Below are 17,435 nucleotides of genomic sequence, written 5' to 3'. Positions count from 1 at the left end.
TCTAGTGCCAAGGACAAAAAATTAGATCTTCTCTTCAATATATATAGAGCAACTCTTATAAGTACGCCCCTACTTTTCTACAGACATATTGATAACGGCATCCCCTTTATTGACAATAGGTGCTTTATTGATACAAAAGACATAGCCTTTTATAGGAGCTTTGACGTCTTTTTCAAAAAAGCCGAAAGGATCTGAAATACTACCTAGCTTATCCCCTTTGTTATATAACCTTCCCAACACTGCATTACTGCGAAACATGCCAGAATAACTAGCTCTGATCCATTTAGAACTTGCTACAACAATAGGCTCACTAACTTTTGCCTTGGAAGCCAGTTCTTTTGAAAAGTCCCTAACCCCTAAATGATGCATCAAATTCAAAGCTCCTTTGACACCTACTTTAGTTACTGATTTGTCTATATCTAAAGATTTCCCACCTTCAAATAAAAGAACTTTTTTTCCTAGTTTGATGACAGAATCTCTATACGATTTTTCTCTGCGTTTAGATTTCATAATAAACGGAGCTCCAAAGATTTTAGCTAACTCTAAGCTTTCTTCGTCTCCTTCATTAATTCGTATTTGAGGGGCATTAAAACGATCAGCACCACCCGTATGAAAGTCTAAACAGTAATCGGCCAGCGGGACAATTTCTTTCATCAAGTGATAAGCAAATATACTGGCTAGAGAACCTCTTTTAGAACCAGGGAAAACACGGTTTAAATCCCTACCATCGGGAAACTGACGGGTTTGATTTAAAAATCCAAAAATATTAACTACTGGAATACAAATCACCATGCCTTTTTGAGGCTTGTGATACCCATTAGCGACCAGTTGTCTCACAATTTCTACTCCGTTAATTTCGTCACCATGGATTCCTCCAGTAATTAAAATAGTTGGACCAGGTTCTTTTGCCCTCTCAATAATGATAGGGACTTCTATTTTTGTACGCGTATGAAGTTTAGCAATGTCGAGATTGATCTGAATTCCTTTCCCTTCTGAAATAACTTTTCCTAAAACTTCGATATTACTACTGTTAGGCATTTCTCTCTACATATTTGATGATTTGGGAAGCTATGTCTTTACCTGTTGCTGTCTCAATACCTTCTAGCCCAGGAGAAGAGTTTACTTCTAAAATTAAAGGACCTCTTGCCGACTGCAACATATCTACACCTGCAATACCTAATCCCATTACTTTAGCTGCTTTTAAAGCCGCATTTTCTTCTTCGTCAGTTAATTCAATAATATCTGCTGTTCCACCTCTGTGTAAATTAGACCTGAACTCTCCTTCCTTTCCTTGTCTTTTCATCGCTCCTACTACTACACCATCAACTATAAAAGCACGTATGTCGGCACCTTTTGCCTCTTTAATAAATTCTTGTACAATCACACGGGCTTGTAAACCGTTAAAAGCTTCTAGGATAGACTCTGCTGAGTTTTTATTATCTGCTAAGACTACACCTAACCCCTGAGTTCCTTCTAACAATTTAATAACTAAGGGGGCGCCACCTACCTTCTCAACTACATTACTTACGTTTTTAGAGTAATTACTAAATACCGTTTTTGGTAAATCAAGACCTGCACGAGCTAATATTTGAAGACTTCTCAACTTATCTCTAGAACGCACTAAGGCTTGTGACTCTGTAGCGGTGAATATTTTCATCATTTCAAACTGTCGCACCACAGCGGTACCAAAAAAGGTTACCGAAGCACCTATACGAGGGATAACTCCATCAAGGTCTCGTATCTCTTCGTCTTTATAAATAACAATGGGTTTCTTTTTTTCAATAACAAGATCACATTTGGTGTGATCTATAATGATCATTTCATGACCTTTCTTTTTACCTGCCTCGATAATTCTTTTAGTAGAATAGAGATTTGGACTGGCTGATAAGATTGCAAATTTCATTTATTAAATTTTGGTACTTGATTAAAGCTATGTTGGAGTTTAATAAAGCCATTCGTTAACAAAGCATAGTAATACGAACAGATTTGGGTAATATACAATATTATAAATCTCAACTACAAAAGTGTAATGAGAAGATTTGACTGCTTAACAAACGTTGTTAATGCGCTCGCAAATATAAGTTGTTGTCTGCTTTACCTCATCTTAAAAATATAAAGTTGTGTATACAAACTGAAAAGATAAAAACAATACCAGGACAACAGTTATCGTATTCCGGTATTTTGATTCTTTGTTATGTCAGTAACATAGGCAATCAACAAAACCTATCTAAACTCAAAAGCTTGCTTCATCTGACCAAAAAACTATCTTCGCGGCATGTGGATGTATTTAGGCCTTTTGGCAGCTTTATTTTTAGGATTACACAACTTATGTAAGAAGCATGCTGTACAAGGCAACGAGGTGTTCCCTGTCCTGTTAGGCACCTTGATAGCGGGTTTCTTGGTGATTCTGCCTTTTTATTTGGGATCTGTTTTTTATCCGACAACCACTAAAGAAATAGGCTTTTATATAGAACCTATTTCTTGGTCTACACACGGGTTTATTTTTATCAAATCCATGATTATGGCGGCTTCTTGGATACTGGCTTATCAAGCATTAAAGCATTTACCGCTGACTATTGTTACTCCTATAAGATCTGCTGGGCCATTTTTCACCTTTATTGGAGCCATTTTTATTTATAATGAGGCTCCTAACACCTATCAATGGATGGGGTTTTTTATGATCATATTGTCGGTGCTGCTGTATTCTAAAATCGGCAAAAAAGAAGGCATTCATTTTAAAAGTAACAAATGGATTTTTGCAATTATCGCCGCTACCTTTTTAGGTGCTTCCAGTGGTTTGTACGATAAGTTTTTAGTTCAGACCTTACTACTCAACCCACAGACCTTGCAATTTTGGTTTTGTTTGTACACGATTTTGATTTTAATATTGATCCTTTCTATTACTTGGTTTCCGTACGCTCAAAAACGCAGGGATTTTAAATTCCGGTGGTCCATTCCAGCAGTCGGCATCCTATTACAAACCGCCGATTATTTCTATTTTAAAGCCCTACAAGATCCAGAAGCCTTAATCATGCTGCTCAGTGCTATAAAAAGAAGCCAGATCATCATTGCGGTAGTTCTAGGCGGTTTGCTCTTTAAAGAGAAAAATAAACGCAAAAAACTAATCCCCCTAGCTGGAATAATGATCGGTGTGTTTTTGATATTGTATTCGTAGAGTTTGATTGGAAAAGGATTGTGAAATGCTAGGTTGAAATATCTTTAGTGCTCCACCAAGTCTTTCAGAACTTCCCTAACTTCTTACTCATGTAGCTTTTCATAATGAAGATGCCCGTTGGAGCAACAGTCATAAACCTGTGTTTATAATAACAGATCGAATCACACTCATAGGTATTGACCTTGCCTGCACTCAAATATGCTACCTGCTCAACGAGATCCATTTAGTATTCAACTAGGCATTGCGCTAAGCCTCCAAACAATACTTTAGAATTGACCAATTGAAAATCGGTATTCATTGGGCGTTAATCATTATTAAGAATTCATATCCCTTTCTCTTCCACTCTGCCATCACTGTGCAAAGCAAACCTGCCTTTATTGCGCTCGTGAACTTGCTCTTGTTCTGGCCACGGCCAGCCACCGAACTGGGTTTCTTGGTAGTCTGCAAAGGCTTCCCTAATTTCTTCCTGTGTGTTCATCACAAATGGTCCGTGTTGTGCCACGGGCTCCTTAATAGGCTTGCCTTGTAAAACGAGAAGAAAAGCATCTGCTCCAATATTTTTGATCTCTAAATCTTCAGTTGCAACAACCTCAATAGAATGATTTTCAGCTACTGTTTTACCTGCTATTTCTAGTTGCGTACCTCTATAGAAATAGAGATTCCTTTTAGCTTCACTGCTTTGGGCTTTTGGTAATATATAAGTAGCACCAGCTTCCATTTTTATAGTAGCAACCAGCACTTCATTATCGGCATTTGCTGCCCAAGAATCTGGCGTCGGATCCAAGGAATGAACTTCGTTTAAATTTCCAGCAATAAGATCTACTGCGGTAGAACGACCGTTTTGATCTTTTTGATGAATCACAGGCACTTCTTCATTCCACAACATTTTAAAATGCGGCGGCACCATTTTACTCACTTTTGGTAGATTGAGCCATACCTGAAATATTTCTAGCGTATTTTCCTTATGATCGTGCAACATCGGAAACATCTCACTGTGTAAAATGCCTTTTCCAGCGGTCATCCATTGCACATCTCCAGCGCCAAAACGACCTGCACCACCCAAAGAGTCCGAATGATCTACAATTCCTTCTTTATTAATGGTAATGGTTTCAAATCCGCGGTGCGGATGGTATGGGAAACCAGGGACGTGACTACCGTGGTACATTCTAAAACCATCTTTGATCATAAAATCCTGACCTATATTCCTACCCGCTTTTTGAACATCAGGAATTCCTAAATGCTTATCCCCAGCTGGATATAAATCTCGATGATAGGCACAGAACAAAAAAGGATCTTGTGTTTTCCATGGAAATCCTAATGGTTGAATGTTGATGATGGTCATGGTCATTTGTTTTTTATGATGTGGTAAATCCGCTAAAAGCACTTGGTACTAGCAAGGATAAAAATAATACATCTGTAGAACAACCTATCAGGACTTTATTATTATTCTGTTTTAGGAGTGGTGCTTCAGCTTATATTTGTGATGCATTTCATCCACACCACTCCAATGTCTGATAACATCCCTTGCCCCAATTGCCAAACGCTGATTTCTATAAACACAGAAGAATTTCTAAAAGGGAAAAGCTTTAGCTGTTCCAACTGTGATGTAAAAATAGGAATGACAGAAAAAACAGACATGGATCAAGAGAAAATGGATTTATTCAAGAAGTTTACTAAAATTAAAAAGGGAAAAACCTCCAGCATCCCTTGTCCTGATTGTGGAACTGCGATCCCGTTTCTTACTCAAGATTTAATGAAGGGCAATAAAATTATTTGTCCTAATTGTAAAGCAACTATGGCGTTGCAGGGATAAAATGATGCAATAGACAAGCGATTCACTGGATGGCATCCTTATGTGTAGCTAAAAAACAAGTAAAGGTTGAGACGGTCTTTATTAGTATCTCTTCTCTATTCTACCGAACATTTCAATCCTCCATCAAATAGGTTCGTGCGCTATGTTTTATAAATAAATTACCTTTTAATTAGGAAGCTGCGTTCTATGAATTCATTTCTATGCACCTATCTTTGAAACGGAATCAGTAGGCTCGACCTCAATGGAACAAATTAAAGAATATTTAGAAAGTATTGCTCTCATCTCTAAGGAAGACTGGGAATTCTTTACCTCAAAATTAACCCAACGAGTGATTCCTAAAAAAGAAGTTTTTTTAAAATTAGGTGAGGTAGAAAATCAAATCTCATTTATAGAATCTGGTATCGTACGCTTGTTTATCCCTAAAGAGGACGATGAAAAAGACATCACTTTTGGCTTTAGTTTTGAAAACCAGTTCATAAGTGCCTACGACTCTTTTTTAACCAGACAGCCTTCGTTGTATCAATTACAAACGCTGACTAAAACCAGTTTGCTCAGCATTACTTATGACGACCTACAAGAAGTATACAAAAAGACACAAATCGGGAATCTTATAGGCCGATTAACTGCAGAGCGCCTTTTTCTAATAAAATCTAAACGCGAACAGAATCTCTTGAATCTCAATGCTGAAGAGAGGTACGTGAAGTTATTTAAAGAAAGACCTCAATTGATACGTGTCATGCCGTTGAAATATATCAGCTCTTATATAGGGGTTACCGCACAAGCATTGAGCCGAATCAGAAAGCGAATTTCTTGATCTAGGTTCATAGTTTTACACCTGTACTGCTCCTACCTTTGTAAAAAAAAGACTTATGGCTGTTATACTTTTAGTTGTAGCACTTTGGTACGGTGGACTCTTCTTTCAATCCTTCTTTTTACATCGTTATGCAGCGCACCAAGTGTTTACGATGTCTAAAACAATGGAACGCATTACTTTTGTACTCACATGGATCTTCCAAGGTTCTAGTTATCTCAGTGCCTACGGTTACGGCATCATGCATAGAATGCATCACGCTTTTACCGACACAGAAAAAGATCCACATTCCCCAAAATTTGATGACAATATGTTTGCTATGATGTGGAAAACTAAAACCATCTATCAAGACATTAATCTAGATCGCATAGCAGTAGAGCCACGTTTTACTAAAAATGTACCTCAATGGAAAGCTTTTGACAAATTTGCTAGCTCCCGTTTCTCTAGACTTTTATGGATTACGTTGTATGTATTGTTCTTTGCTTTCTTCGTAACCGCTTGGTGGCAATGGATATTATTACCAGTCACCCTTATGATGGCTCCTATTCATGGGGTAATCATCAACTGGTTCGGTCATATCTATGGTTATGTGAATTACCAAATGAAAAATACCAGTAAGAACTTGTTTAGATTTGATTTCTTAATGATGGGAGAAGGTTATCACAACAACCACCACAAATACGCTAATCGCGCCAACTTTGGTGTGAAATGGTACGAAATAGACATCACCTACCTTATTATTAGATTACTGAACGCTGTAGGTATCATACAGCTTAAAAGGGCTTGATATCACTAGGTTTTAGAAAAAAATCCTCCAAATAGATCAAGTGTCTATTTGGAGGATTTTTTTATTTACAATGAAATCTAGTTGAGCAGTAACAACTACACAAATAGCAAGATCAATGTTAAGATCAATCCAGCAGCAGTAAAAAGGATTCCTTTTTGAAAAATTTTTGTGCCAGGCATAAACATCCAGAATGCCGATATGACAAAGAATAGCAAACCCACACCAAAGAAGATGTTTAAAAAGAACAAGGGCTGCCCTGTTTTTGCTTTATGGAAGTGAGTGAGCTTATCTAATAGGTAAGGCAATTCCATTTTAGTGAATTGCGCCTCTCCGGTAAGACTGTTATAGGTGCCATTTTCAAAATAGTAAGTCCCAGCCTCATTTCTGTCTACTTCCAGTTTCTTTATTTTAAGCGCTGGGCCAATTTCGCTTATGGACAGTTGTGGTTGTACTATTTGTTCAATGCTGACCTCTTGCTTTAATAAGTCTGTATCTCTAAAGATTAAAGCAATACCACTAATCGCATAAACAGCCATGATACCTGCAAGGAAAAAGCCCAGATACCTGTGCAACTCGCGCATTTTTTGAGAAGTTTTTCTACCCATTATAATTTATTATTTAGAATTATTTTAAATAACAAATGTAAGGGCTGCTATAAGATTAAGAAAGCGCAACAGTAAAAATATTTACTTTTTTAGAACTCCTTATTTCAGCTGTACATAAAAGTTGTATGAATTGATCAAATCGCAAGCAGGAACACTAATTTCTAATCCATCGTACAACAATTTAAACAGATTTTAATGTAATTACAGGGTGTGCTGTGTACTGATGGAAGGATAAAATAAGAACGTTTAAGTCTATTTAAAGACGTCAATTATTTGTTTACTTAAACCATATAAATAATTGATTAACATTATTTTAAATAATTAAAAAACTCACTATAGACATTTTCTATTATACCGTTTCTCATGTATTCTAATGGTCCTTTTGAAGCTGCTGCAGGTATGGAGTACCTAGAACATCTTAACTCTAGAAACTGGAAAAAAATTAATTTTTACGCTTGGCTTTACGTGCTTTTTTCTCGTTGTATTCCTGTATGCGTTTTGCTCTTGCAGCGAGTTGGATGCTGTCATAATTTGCTGGAAGTTCTTTTTCATACGTTTTCCAATGGGCTCGAGCAGCAAAATAATCAAACTCAATAGCTGGTTTTTGATCTTCTAACTTGTCATCAATAATGCTGTTGAGAAGAATGTCTTCCACGTAAAAATCATCCACAACGGTTTCTGGTCGGTACTCTTCTTTTAGAGACATATCAAAAACGCTGGCTGTTTTATCAAACCAGAAAGCACTCCATCCACTTCTTAAGCGCTTTAATAAGTCATAAGCTGTGTTTCCAGTCTGCCGGTGAATGAGCTTAATGAGTATTTGTCCTTCAGATTTGGAAAATTTTTTAAGTTTTTCTTTGAATTCGTCTTCGATATAGTCCTCAACCATCTTAGAATATTTCTTCTTTTGGTTGGTAGTTTCTAAAGAAGCCAGTCGTTTATCGAGTACGGTTAAACGTTCGGCCGCCAGTTTTGCATAAGGCCATACTTTTTCCACCTTACGTTTTAAGATTAAATAACGAATGCGTTCGTACCTGCTGTCAAAGTTTAAGTCTTGTATCAAAAGTACCTTATCCAGTTCTATGGCACTCAATGAGTCGCCGTCTACATAGAAATATTGCTCTACTGACTTTACTATCGAGTCCTTTGAAACAGGTTTAGGTGTTGGTGTTTCTTGCGCTTTCGCGAAAGCGAGACCACCAAAAGCCACTAGTAAAAAAATTAAATTCTTTATCATAAACAAGTATGCTCTAAAAGTGTTCCAAAAATAAGAAACCCAATAGAATACAAGCGTTTTTGCGACCATATTATTATCTTCACGCTCTAAAATTTATCACATGGCTGACAAAAGCATTTTAAATAAAAAATCACTCGACTTTCTGGAAAAATACCTAAATACCGCCTCTCCTACTGGTTATGAATGGAACGGCCAAAAGGTATGGATGGACTACCTAAAACCTTATGTAGACAGCTTTATCACAGATAATTACGGTACAGCAGTAGGAGTTATCAATCCAGATGCCAAATTTAAAGTTGTTATAGAAGGACATGCAGATGAGATCTCGTGGTATGTGAATTACATTACTGACGACGGACTTGTTTATGTGGTGCGCAACGGTGGCTCTGACCATCAAATTGCTCCTTCTAAAAAAGTAAACATTCATACCAAGAAGGGAGTCGTGACAGGAGTATTCGGCTGGCCAGCGATTCACACAAGAGATAAGTCAAAAGAAGAGGCTCCTAAACCAGACAATATTTTTATAGATTGTGGCTGTGAGACTAAGGACGAAGTGCTAGCGCTAGGAGTTGATGTGGGATGTGTAATTACTTATCCAGATGAGTTTTTTGTTTTGAACAAAAATAAATTTGTATGTCGTGCACTAGACAACCGCATGGGCGGCTTCATGATTGCTGAAGTAGCGCGATTACTGAAGGAAAATAAGCAAGAATTGGATTTCGGCCTTTATATAACTAATTCTGTTCAAGAAGAAATAGGCCTGCGAGGAGCAGAAATGATCACGCAAACCATAAAACCTAACGTGGCGATCGTTACAGATGTAACTCACGACACTACTACTCCAATGATCGAAAAGAAATCTAATGGAGATGCAGCCATAGGAAAAGGCCCTGTCCTCGCTTATGCGCCAGCGATTCAAAACAACTTGCGCAACCTGATCATGGATGCTGCAGATGAGAAAAAGATTCCTTATCAAAAAAGAGCTACGTCTCGTTCTACAGGAACAGATACAGATGCATTTGCTTATTCTAATGGCGGCGTTCCAAGTGCCTTGATATCGCTTCCTTTGCGTTATATGCATACTACCGTGGAAATGGTACACAGGGACGATGTAGAAAACGTCATCAAAATGATTTATGAAACTTTATTGAAGATTGAAAACAATCACGATTTCAATTATTTTTCTAATAAAAATGAAGGTTTGTTTTAATTTAAAAAAGAATTGATGTACTCCTTTGATCATCTATAATCAGTATTGATCTATTAGATCGTTCTGAGTTTATCGAAGTAGTTGAATAGTCTTTAGTATGACGAAGAGTTGGTTAAGCCCCTATTTGCTTTTGCAAATAGGGGCTTAACTTTTTCATGCGTTTATTGCTTCTAAGGGTTCTATCTATGAATTCTTTAACCATGAATACAAAGATACCTCCCATAAAAAAGATATTCCTTTGCAGTCTAAATTTTTGGCTTTTAAAGAACGTTTGATCTGATTTTTACAATAATTCCAACAGGTAAAGTGTCGGCATTTCAAACAGAACAAGATTAGGTCTGTCCATTCCAAAAACATAGGGAATTGAGCACTACAAGTAGTACCTTTACCACAAGTTTATCACCTATGTCCATCAACCACCGCATCCTTTTTGAAGACAACCACCTCATTGCTATTAATAAGCAGTCTGGAGATCTCGTGCAAGGAGATAAAACCGGAGATGAGATTCTTCCTGATTTGATCAAAGATTATATCGCTAAGAAATACGATAAACCTGGTGCTGTCTTTTTAGGTGTTGTACATAGATTAGACCGTCCTACAAGTGGTGTCGTGATCTTTGCTCGCACCTCAAAAGCATTGCCAAGGATGAACAACCTTTTTGCTGCTCATGAAACAGATAAAACCTATTGGGCAATTGTAGAAGGAAATGTACCTAAGAAAAAAGACCGTTTGGAACATTACTTGGTCCGTAATCCAAAGCAAAATAAAAGCTACGCACATGATCATGAGGTGCCTAACTCTAAAAAAGCAGCACTCTCCTACTCGGTTATTAAAGAACTGGATCGTTATACACTTTTAGAAGTTAAATTAGAAACAGGAAGACACCACCAGATCAGATCACAACTGAGTAAAATAGGCTGTGTGATCAAAGGAGATTTAAAATACGGCGCCAAACGCAGTAACAAAGACGGCAGTATTCATCTTCATGCGAGAACCTTAGAATTCATACATCCAGTGAAAAAAGAACCTGTGAAAATCGTCGCTCCTGTAAATGAAAAAGATGCTTTGTGGAAGGCCGCTGTCGGGGATTGATAGCACTTTAAACTAAACTTTACAAACTCCTTCACATAACTTATTATTCTATGATGTAAATTGTTTTGAATTTAAAAACAATCGATGACATCGTTAAAAATCGCTCTGGACTGGACACCTAATGCAAATCACATTGGGTTTTTTATAGCTCAAGAATTAGGCTACTATACAAAAGAAGAGGTAGCTGTAGAAATTATCGATCCTTCTCAGGATAATTACCAGCTTACCCCTGCAAAGAAAGTAGAACTAGGCCAAGTAGATCTGGCTTTATGTCCGCTGGAGAGCGTGATGAGTTATCAAACTAAATCAAAAGCTTTTGATTTAGTTGCGATTGCAGCTCTGTTTCAAGAAGATCTCAGTGCGATAGCTTGTAAATCTGGTATAGGCATTAGCTCCCCTAAAGATTTAGATCATACCACTTATGCTTCTTATAAGGCTCGTTATGAAGATGCTATAGTGAAGCAAATGATCAAAAATGATGGAGGAAAAGGAATTATAGAATGCGTCTACCCTGATAAATTAGGTATTTGGGAAACCATAGAAAAAGATCAAGTTCAAGCTACTTGGATCTTTACCAATTGGGAAGGTGTTCAGGCAGCACAACAGAATACGGAGTTGATATTGTTCCAACTGAAGGATTACGGCATTCCATATTCGTATTCTCCTGTGATAAGTTGCTCTGAACATACGGTTTCAAACAAAGAAGTCGCATTAAAATCATTTTTAAATGCTACTAAAAAAGGTTTTTTCTATGCCCAAGAACATCCAGAGAAGGCTGCTGAAATTTTAAAGGCTCTGGTTCCAGAAAAAGATAAAAATATGGATCTACAGAAGTCTATCATACTGACTTGTTCTGTTTTGGGAGACAAGCAACACTGGGGTCAAATGAACTCTGACGGTATCCATAATTTCCTGACCTGGCTTCAAGACCAAAAGTTAGAAAACCATAACTTAAAAGCGACCTCCCTTTTTACTAACACCTTATTATCACGATGAATGTAGAACAGATCCATAAAACTCAACAAGATTTTTTTAAGACGCGTAAGACACAAGAGCTAACATACAGAGTTAAAAGTCTTCAACGTCTTAAAAAGGCGATTGAAAGTCGAGAACAACAGGTTTACAAAGCACTCGCAGATGATCTAGGTAAGAGCGAGTTTGAATCATTTCTTACGGAGTATAACGCCATCACTAGGGAGCTTAAAAAATACATTTTAAGCACAAGTAAATGGTCTCAACCTAAAATAGTTAGGGCGTCTATACTAAACTTTCCCTCTAAGGCAAGAAGATACCCAGAACCTTATGGAAATACATTGATTATATCTCCTTGGAACTATCCTTTTCAGCTTGCGCTGGCTCCATTAATTGGTGCCGTAGCCGCAGGAAATACAGTGGTTTTAAAACCTAGCGAATTCTCCAAAGCCACGAGTAAATTGTTGCAAGAAATTATAGAAGAAGCCTTTGATGAGGCACATGTTTCTGTCGTTTTAGGAGATTCAGAAGTGGCGCAAGAACTCACTGCCTTGCCTTGGAATTATATCTTCTTTACCGGGAGTACGGCAGTAGGTCAACTAATTTATCAAGCAGCAGCAAAACATCTTACTCCAGTAACCTTGGAATTAGGTGGTAAAAACCCATGTGTGGTGCATGAAACTGCCCATATCAAAGTAGCTGCAAAACGTATTGTCTGGTCTAAGTTTCTCAATGCAGGTCAGACCTGCATTGCACCAGATTACTTGTTGGCACACAAAAGTATTAAAGATCAATTGGTTACTGAAATCAAAAAGCAAATACACGAATTCTTCGGTGCGAACGTAAAGGAATCGGCAGATTTTCCTAGAATAATTAGAGAGAATCATTTTGATGCACTTATGAGCCTGCTGGAGGGAGCAACACTTCTGGAAGGTGGCGACCACGATAGAGACGCATTGTATATAGCTCCTACCCTTGTTGATGAACCATCTAAAGATGCTAAAATAATGGAGAAGGAGATATTTGGACCTCTGCTACCCGTGATCACCTATACTACAAAAGAAGATCTGGAACATTGGATCGATAGTTTTGAAAAACCACTGGGCGCTTATTGCTTTAGTGGCGATTCTAAATTTGAAATGTGGTTCATCAAGCGATTTGCTTTTGGCGGTGGTGTTATCAACGATAGTATTGTTCAGGTTATCAATGATAGGCTTCCCTTTGGTGGCGTCGGTAGCAGCGGTATAGGCTCTTATCATGGGAAGAAAACTTTTGAAGTGTTTTCTCATTACAAAAGTGTGGTACATAGAGGTACCTGGATCGATTTACCCGTTAGATACGCCCCCTACACTGCTAAATTGAGTAGGATTAAAAAGTTGATGAGCTGGCTTTAATTCCATGATTGGTGTGCTCCAGTTGACACTAAATGATAAAGAGTTGTTTTTAGCACGCTTTCGCGAAAGCGGAACAAATAAGACACCCTAAAAAAATAGAAACAGAAACGGCAGTATCAAAAATCTAAGCGCAACAACATGGGTAACGAAGAAACAGAATATCTAACAACAGGGCTCTGCAAGCCTTTTAAAAACATAAAGCGCAGTCGAACCTGCTTATTAATGAATTTTATTGATTAAATTTAACCTATATAAAATATGAACTTGAATCATAGCTTAATTACAACACAGCAATTACTGCAATTCAGCCTGCAAAGCACCTTGACAATCGTTATTGTTTCCGGGCTTTTTGTGTTGGGATGGATGATATTTCTAAAAAATCAGAAAACAAATCCTGACTCCCCTAAAAATTCTATTTCTATAAAGATAGATCACAACGGTAAATATAAATATGATGTAGTACCCAATTCAGGCGATAGCAATTTGAAGTTTTGGATGCGCATTCTCATTGCTATTATCGCTTTAGCCTTTCTCTGGATTCCTATCAAATCATTTTTTAATCCGCAATATTAATATGGCACAATTGATTAAAATATACGACGATAATCCGAATCAAAAGGACTTAAAGCGTATCGCAGATGCTATGCGAGCTGGTGCTTTAGTCATTTATCCTACTGATACTGTCTATGGTTTGGGTTGTGATATTACCAATAAAACGGCACTAGAAAAAATAGCGCGAATCAAAGGAGTCAAACTAGAAAAGGCTAACTTTTCTTTTATCTGTGAAGACTTGAGTAATCTAAGCGATTACACCAGTCAAATTGATTCCCATACTTTTAAAATTCTCAAGCGTAATTTACCTGGCCCTTATACCTTTATTTTACCAGGGAATAATAATTTACCTGCCGTTTTTAAGAAAAAGAAAACAGTAGGAATACGTGTGCCCGATAATAAAATTGCTACAGAGTTAGTAAGACTATTAGGAAATCCAATCATCTCTACTTCTATTAAAGATGATGATGAAGTTATAGAATACACAACAGATCCAAGTCTTATAGCCGAAAAATGGGACAAACTAGTGGATTATGTCATAGACGGCGGTTACGGAGGGAACATAGGCTCTACAGTTATAGATCTTACAGGTGACGAGCCTGTTCTTTTACGTGAAGGGAAAGGGTCTGTAGAATTATAAATAGTGCTTTCCTGGTTTTATAAAACTTAATTTTATCTGAGTTTACTAATAACAGCTATTCGTCTGTCGGTCTATTTTTAACATACATAAAACAAGTACACATAGCAGGTTCCATCCAAGGATACTACTTCTCATAACACCTATTATAATTTAGATTTATTTGATTGAGTCTCTATTGTTTTAAAAATCAAATAGTTCATAACGCTCAAGAGATTCTTTTAGAGCGTTTATTTTTTGTCCCATTTTATTAAAAAATCGAACTCTTACTTTAGTGGAAGGATTGGTCAATAAAGTAGATTGTTTGAGTTGGTGTTTGAAAATGCCATGAAGGCGCCTATAAGCGACGTAGTAACTTATTTCTAGCACCTCTGCCACTTGTTATATAAAAGATGATGATACTCGTTAAGCTTTCGCTAAAGCGGGTAATAACAAGCTCTTGTTTATTCATTGTGTATTTTTCATAAAATAAAAGGACAACATTAGGAGTCAACACAAATGATCCTTGGAAAAACGCAATAGATTTGAGCTTTCAAAATAAAGGAACTTATGCTTATTCCATAAGCATTAATCATATTTAGACTGCTCTTAATACCAATTATTTTAACACGCTACTATTTTGTAAGTGTTGCTCCTAAAACGACTGTAATAATACCCCTGTATTTGGGAATAGTCTCGAATATTCTATATGGGATAGTCACTGGCAAACAAGGCTTTTCAAGCGTTCAACTAAGAAGAATGCACCGTCAGACCAATATGGTGTTTTAGTTCTCTATGGGTTGCTGCGTGGATATGACACCCACAACATAACGACAATAGTAGCGTTTTTATTTATATCATTCTAGCGATACAAATCGCTTGTTGTTCCCTCCTTTTGATGAAATTTAAAAAGAAGTCTTTTAAACAGGTCTTTCACCCTAATTGATGAGGAATTGCATTTACCTCTTTAATAAGCTTTAATCCTATTGAGGCAGCTTTTGGGACAATATTAGTCGTGGAATTAATTTCTCAAAATAGACCGGATGTTGATAAGACTTAATTAACAAAAATGGACACATGACATACCTAGCGCTTATCATGCTTATTTGACTAAAACAGTAATGGATTTTAAAATAAATGATTTGCTCAACAGCTAAAAAATTAATTATGAAAAACTTAGTACAACAATATTATGCGATTATGGAAGAAAAGGTGAGTACCCCTATTTTTACAAAATTGTGGATGGCTTTAAAGCTAAACTTAGGCTCTAGCTACCTAGACGTAAAGTTAGAACGTTTGTGTAAAACCAAAAGAAAACAATTGCTTTCCTTGGTTCCGCATTACATTACAGTAGAGAAGCCCTCTATTTTAAGTATTCAACTGACCAACACCAAAATAGAAGAACTGCGTGAAGTGATCACCACATCCGGATTAAAGCTATTAAAGCTAGTCCGAATCCCTATAAACATGAGAGAACAAGAGCTTGCAATTCCGCCAAATATTATGCGAGATTTATTTTAAAGAATCCTTCGGCTTTTCTATTTGATTTCATGAACTTTGCTGGATGGATCACCGCCACTTCTTAATCTATAAACCTTATAAGATGCTAAGTCAGTTTATGACGAACGACCGGCATCAAAAAAACAAAAACTTTCTTGGAGATCTTTACGACTTCCCATCAGAATGCATGTCTGTAGGGAGATTGGACGAAACTAGCGAAGGATTATTAATGATTACCACAGACGGCCAACTCAGCAACATTATTAATAAAAAGGGAAAGGTAGAAAAGGAATATTATGCTCAAGTAGATGGCATTATAACTTCAGAAGCTGCTGAAAAAATGACTTCGGGTATTGAGATCAGCATCAACGGTAGTAACTATTTAACTAAAGAGTGTCAAGCTCGTATTCTAGAACAGCTACCGGTATTACCGCAAACACTTCAACGAGTAAGAGATGACCGACATGGCCCGACCAGCTGGGTGTCTGTCACTTTAAAAGAAGGTAAATTTAGACAGGTACGTAAAATGTGTGCGGCAGTAGGTTTTCCTGTATTGCGATTAGCCCGTGTGCGAATAGGAGATTTTACAGTAGAAGATTTAAAAGGGGAAAGTGTTCTAGAAATTACAGAGCGGATAACAACTCCATAAACGTTCTCTTTTTTCAGGTTCCTACTATTGAAGTTAGCATGATTTAGGTCATCGGAAATCTTTAACACAGCTATTCACTTGCGTTTTCACTAAAGAAACCATTACTCATTCTTTAAAATGATCAAGGTTGCTTTTACTCCGGCGGCCAGATTCCATATGTTTTGCTGGATAACTTTTCCTTTGGAATCCATTACTTTGAATTCGGCTGTATTAGGACCTGAAGTTCCTTGATTTAGCGCTTCGATTTCTAATTTATTAAAACCGTCTTTAAGAGGTATACTTACGCCTTGATATACATTTCTTAGATAAATTTTATCCACCAGTATTTTATCATCTTGCCAGATGCGAACCATATCACCATCTTCAAATTGGTGATCTCTGCATACTAAACGAAGCAGTTTTTCACCAGTTCTGATCTCACCTAAGAAAGTATCACTTTTAAAACCCGCCCCAACAGGAGCATCTCTTTTAAATTTTTGTTTTTCGTATTTAATTCCTGGATCTACCAAATCCGTTTCAATACGCATTTTGATTTCGTTGTTGTCTTTAGGTCTGGTATAGGTTTTTGTTTCCTTCTTTTCTGGAAATAACATTGAACCACCTGTTGTAGTTTGAGGTACAGGATCGATAGTACGTGGTGTGGTTTTAGGGATTTCCTGAGCAACAGAAATACCTAACGAAAAAATAAAAATGAATGCGACAATCTTTTTCATAGTTGCAAGTTATCAAATTCCTTGCCTAATATAAATTCTAAGGAGTTATTTTAGGTTAAAGGAATCATAATAAATAAATCTCGAGAATCAATTTTAACTTTCAAAGACATTGATATAGAATGATTTCCGTGTCAGCTGCAGTTCATTAAAAACAGCTCTAATAATAAAACCTGCCTTTATATAGGAGTAAAGGCAGGTTTTAAAATGATGTTACAAAAGCAAATTGTTCATTGATAGCTGTCTTTTTATAATGCTGGCACTTTATGACCTGTCAAAAGTCCTTTCGCAAAAGCCTCATCTAAATAAGAC

Annotated in this window: 18 protein-coding genes; 12 read left to right on the top strand and 6 right to left on the bottom strand. The window is 37.0% G+C overall.

The window, feature by feature from the left end:
- Positions 1-69: 69 nt before the first annotated feature.
- Together CW736_RS10750 and rimK are read right to left on the bottom strand one after the other, a co-directional pair.
- On the bottom strand, positions 70-1,038 hold the full coding sequence (locus CW736_RS10750) for a succinylglutamate desuccinylase/aspartoacylase family protein (RefSeq protein ID WP_101013941.1): 969 nt from the start codon (positions 1,036-1,038) through the stop codon (positions 70-72).
- Positions 1,031-1,903 carry a 30S ribosomal protein S6--L-glutamate ligase gene (gene rimK / locus CW736_RS10745; RefSeq protein WP_101013940.1) on the bottom strand — a complete coding sequence of 291 codons (873 nt, stop codon included), beginning with the start codon at positions 1,901-1,903 and terminating at the stop codon, positions 1,031-1,033. The genes CW736_RS10750 and rimK overlap by 8 nt, the downstream gene beginning before the upstream one ends.
- Positions 1,904-2,275: 372 nt before the next feature.
- Here rimK and CW736_RS10740 point away from each other — a divergent pair, with 372 nt between their 5' ends.
- A complete protein-coding gene (locus tag CW736_RS10740; protein ID WP_101013939.1) occupies positions 2,276-3,175 on the top strand; it encodes an EamA family transporter in 900 nt (299 codons plus the stop codon).
- A gap of 322 nt (positions 3,176-3,497) precedes the next feature.
- Here the strand turns inward: CW736_RS10740 and CW736_RS10735 are convergent, their stop codons facing one another.
- The gene (locus CW736_RS10735; protein WP_317044396.1) at positions 3,498-4,517 is read right to left on the bottom strand and encodes a pirin family protein; all 1,020 of its coding nucleotides are present in this window, start codon (positions 4,515-4,517) and stop codon (positions 3,498-3,500) included.
- Positions 4,518-4,682: 165 nt separating this feature from the next.
- Here CW736_RS10735 and CW736_RS10730 point away from each other — a divergent pair, with 165 nt between their 5' ends.
- The 3 genes from CW736_RS10730 to CW736_RS10720 all read left to right on the top strand — a co-directional run bounded on the left by CW736_RS10730 (position 4,683) and on the right by CW736_RS10720 (position 6,586).
- Entirely contained in the window at positions 4,683-4,988 is a 306-nt protein-coding gene (locus tag CW736_RS10730; protein ID WP_101013937.1) for a hypothetical protein, read from the top strand.
- Positions 4,989-5,229: 241 nt separating this feature from the next.
- Positions 5,230-5,802, top strand: coding sequence for a Crp/Fnr family transcriptional regulator (locus CW736_RS10725; protein ID WP_101013936.1), 573 nt, complete (start codon positions 5,230-5,232; stop codon positions 5,800-5,802).
- 55 nt (positions 5,803-5,857) lie between these two features.
- On the top strand, positions 5,858-6,586 hold the full coding sequence (locus CW736_RS10720) for an acyl-CoA desaturase (RefSeq protein WP_101013935.1): 729 nt from the start codon (positions 5,858-5,860) through the stop codon (positions 6,584-6,586).
- A 95-nt stretch (positions 6,587-6,681) separates the two neighbouring features.
- Here CW736_RS10720 and CW736_RS10715 read toward each other — a convergent pair whose 3' ends face one another.
- Both CW736_RS10715 and CW736_RS10710 read right to left on the bottom strand, forming a co-directional pair.
- Entirely contained in the window at positions 6,682-7,191 is a 510-nt protein-coding gene (locus CW736_RS10715) for a PepSY domain-containing protein (RefSeq protein ID WP_101013934.1), read from the bottom strand.
- Between the two features lie 442 nt (positions 7,192-7,633).
- A complete protein-coding gene (locus tag CW736_RS10710; RefSeq protein ID WP_101015121.1) occupies positions 7,634-8,428 on the bottom strand; it encodes a DUF4294 domain-containing protein in 795 nt (264 codons plus the stop codon).
- 100 nt (positions 8,429-8,528) lie between these two features.
- On the opposite strand from CW736_RS10710, the gene CW736_RS10705 reads away from it, so the two are divergent.
- The 8 genes from CW736_RS10705 to CW736_RS10670 all read left to right on the top strand — a co-directional run bounded on the left by CW736_RS10705 (position 8,529) and on the right by CW736_RS10670 (position 16,413).
- Positions 8,529-9,638 carry a M42 family metallopeptidase gene (locus tag CW736_RS10705; RefSeq protein WP_101013933.1) on the top strand — a complete coding sequence of 370 codons (1,110 nt, stop codon included), beginning with the start codon at positions 8,529-8,531 and terminating at the stop codon, positions 9,636-9,638.
- A gap of 405 nt (positions 9,639-10,043) precedes the next feature.
- Entirely contained in the window at positions 10,044-10,730 is a 687-nt protein-coding gene (locus CW736_RS10700) for an RluA family pseudouridine synthase (protein WP_101013932.1), read from the top strand.
- A gap of 84 nt (positions 10,731-10,814) precedes the next feature.
- Positions 10,815-11,726: an ABC transporter substrate-binding protein gene (locus CW736_RS10695; protein ID WP_101013931.1), complete on the top strand. Its 912-nt coding sequence runs from the start codon at positions 10,815-10,817 to the stop codon at positions 11,724-11,726.
- Positions 11,723-13,096, top strand: coding sequence for an aldehyde dehydrogenase (locus CW736_RS10690; RefSeq protein ID WP_101013930.1), 1,374 nt, complete (start codon positions 11,723-11,725; stop codon positions 13,094-13,096). Before CW736_RS10695 ends, CW736_RS10690 begins: the two co-directional genes overlap by 4 nt.
- Before the next feature lie 264 nt (positions 13,097-13,360).
- A complete protein-coding gene (locus CW736_RS10685; RefSeq protein WP_157810932.1) occupies positions 13,361-13,669 on the top strand; it encodes a hypothetical protein in 309 nt (102 codons plus the stop codon).
- 1 nt (position 13,670) lies between these two features.
- Complete coding sequence (locus tag CW736_RS10680; RefSeq protein ID WP_101013928.1) at positions 13,671-14,288, top strand: L-threonylcarbamoyladenylate synthase; 618 nt, start codon at positions 13,671-13,673, stop codon at positions 14,286-14,288.
- A gap of 1,143 nt (positions 14,289-15,431) precedes the next feature.
- Positions 15,432-15,785 (top strand): hypothetical protein, encoded by a 354-nt coding sequence (locus CW736_RS10675; protein WP_101013927.1) that lies wholly within the window; start codon positions 15,432-15,434, stop codon positions 15,783-15,785.
- A 43-nt stretch (positions 15,786-15,828) separates the two neighbouring features.
- Positions 15,829-16,413, top strand: coding sequence for a pseudouridine synthase (locus CW736_RS10670; RefSeq protein ID WP_101013926.1), 585 nt, complete (start codon positions 15,829-15,831; stop codon positions 16,411-16,413).
- Positions 16,414-16,514: 101 nt separating this feature from the next.
- On the opposite strand, the gene CW736_RS10665 is transcribed toward CW736_RS10670, so the two are convergent.
- Entirely contained in the window at positions 16,515-17,126 is a 612-nt protein-coding gene (locus CW736_RS10665) for a hypothetical protein (protein WP_101013925.1), read from the bottom strand.
- Positions 17,127-17,435 lie beyond the last annotated feature (309 nt).

The sequence above is a fragment of the Nonlabens sp. MB-3u-79 genome, assembly GCF_002831625.1.
Classification (GTDB): Bacteria; Bacteroidota; Bacteroidia; order Flavobacteriales; family Flavobacteriaceae; genus Nonlabens.
This window is presented reverse-complemented; position numbering and strand designations above follow the sequence as displayed.

Coding starts and splice junctions, on each gene's coding strand:
- CW736_RS10750 (WP_101013941.1), bottom strand. CDS start 1,038: ATGCCTAACAGTAGTAATATCGAAGTTTTAGGAAAAGTTATTTCAGAA.
- rimK (WP_101013940.1), bottom strand. CDS start 1,903: ATGAAATTTGCAATCTTATCAGCCAGTCCAAATCTCTATTCTACTAAA.
- CW736_RS10740 (WP_101013939.1), top strand. CDS start 2,276: ATGTGGATGTATTTAGGCCTTTTGGCAGCTTTATTTTTAGGATTACAC.
- CW736_RS10735 (WP_317044396.1), bottom strand. CDS start 4,517: ATGACCATCATCAACATTCAACCATTAGGATTTCCATGGAAAACACAA.
- CW736_RS10730 (WP_101013937.1), top strand. CDS start 4,683: ATGTCTGATAACATCCCTTGCCCCAATTGCCAAACGCTGATTTCTATA.
- CW736_RS10725 (WP_101013936.1), top strand. CDS start 5,230: ATGGAACAAATTAAAGAATATTTAGAAAGTATTGCTCTCATCTCTAAG.
- CW736_RS10720 (WP_101013935.1), top strand. CDS start 5,858: ATGGCTGTTATACTTTTAGTTGTAGCACTTTGGTACGGTGGACTCTTC.
- CW736_RS10715 (WP_101013934.1), bottom strand. CDS start 7,191: ATGGGTAGAAAAACTTCTCAAAAAATGCGCGAGTTGCACAGGTATCTG.
- CW736_RS10710 (WP_101015121.1), bottom strand. CDS start 8,428: ATGATAAAGAATTTAATTTTTTTACTAGTGGCTTTTGGTGGTCTCGCT.
- CW736_RS10705 (WP_101013933.1), top strand. CDS start 8,529: ATGGCTGACAAAAGCATTTTAAATAAAAAATCACTCGACTTTCTGGAA.
- CW736_RS10700 (WP_101013932.1), top strand. CDS start 10,044: ATGTCCATCAACCACCGCATCCTTTTTGAAGACAACCACCTCATTGCT.
- CW736_RS10695 (WP_101013931.1), top strand. CDS start 10,815: ATGACATCGTTAAAAATCGCTCTGGACTGGACACCTAATGCAAATCAC.
- CW736_RS10690 (WP_101013930.1), top strand. CDS start 11,723: ATGAATGTAGAACAGATCCATAAAACTCAACAAGATTTTTTTAAGACG.
- CW736_RS10680 (WP_101013928.1), top strand. CDS start 13,671: ATGGCACAATTGATTAAAATATACGACGATAATCCGAATCAAAAGGAC.
- CW736_RS10675 (WP_101013927.1), top strand. CDS start 15,432: ATGAAAAACTTAGTACAACAATATTATGCGATTATGGAAGAAAAGGTG.
- CW736_RS10670 (WP_101013926.1), top strand. CDS start 15,829: ATGGATCACCGCCACTTCTTAATCTATAAACCTTATAAGATGCTAAGT.
- CW736_RS10665 (WP_101013925.1), bottom strand. CDS start 17,126: ATGAAAAAGATTGTCGCATTCATTTTTATTTTTTCGTTAGGTATTTCT.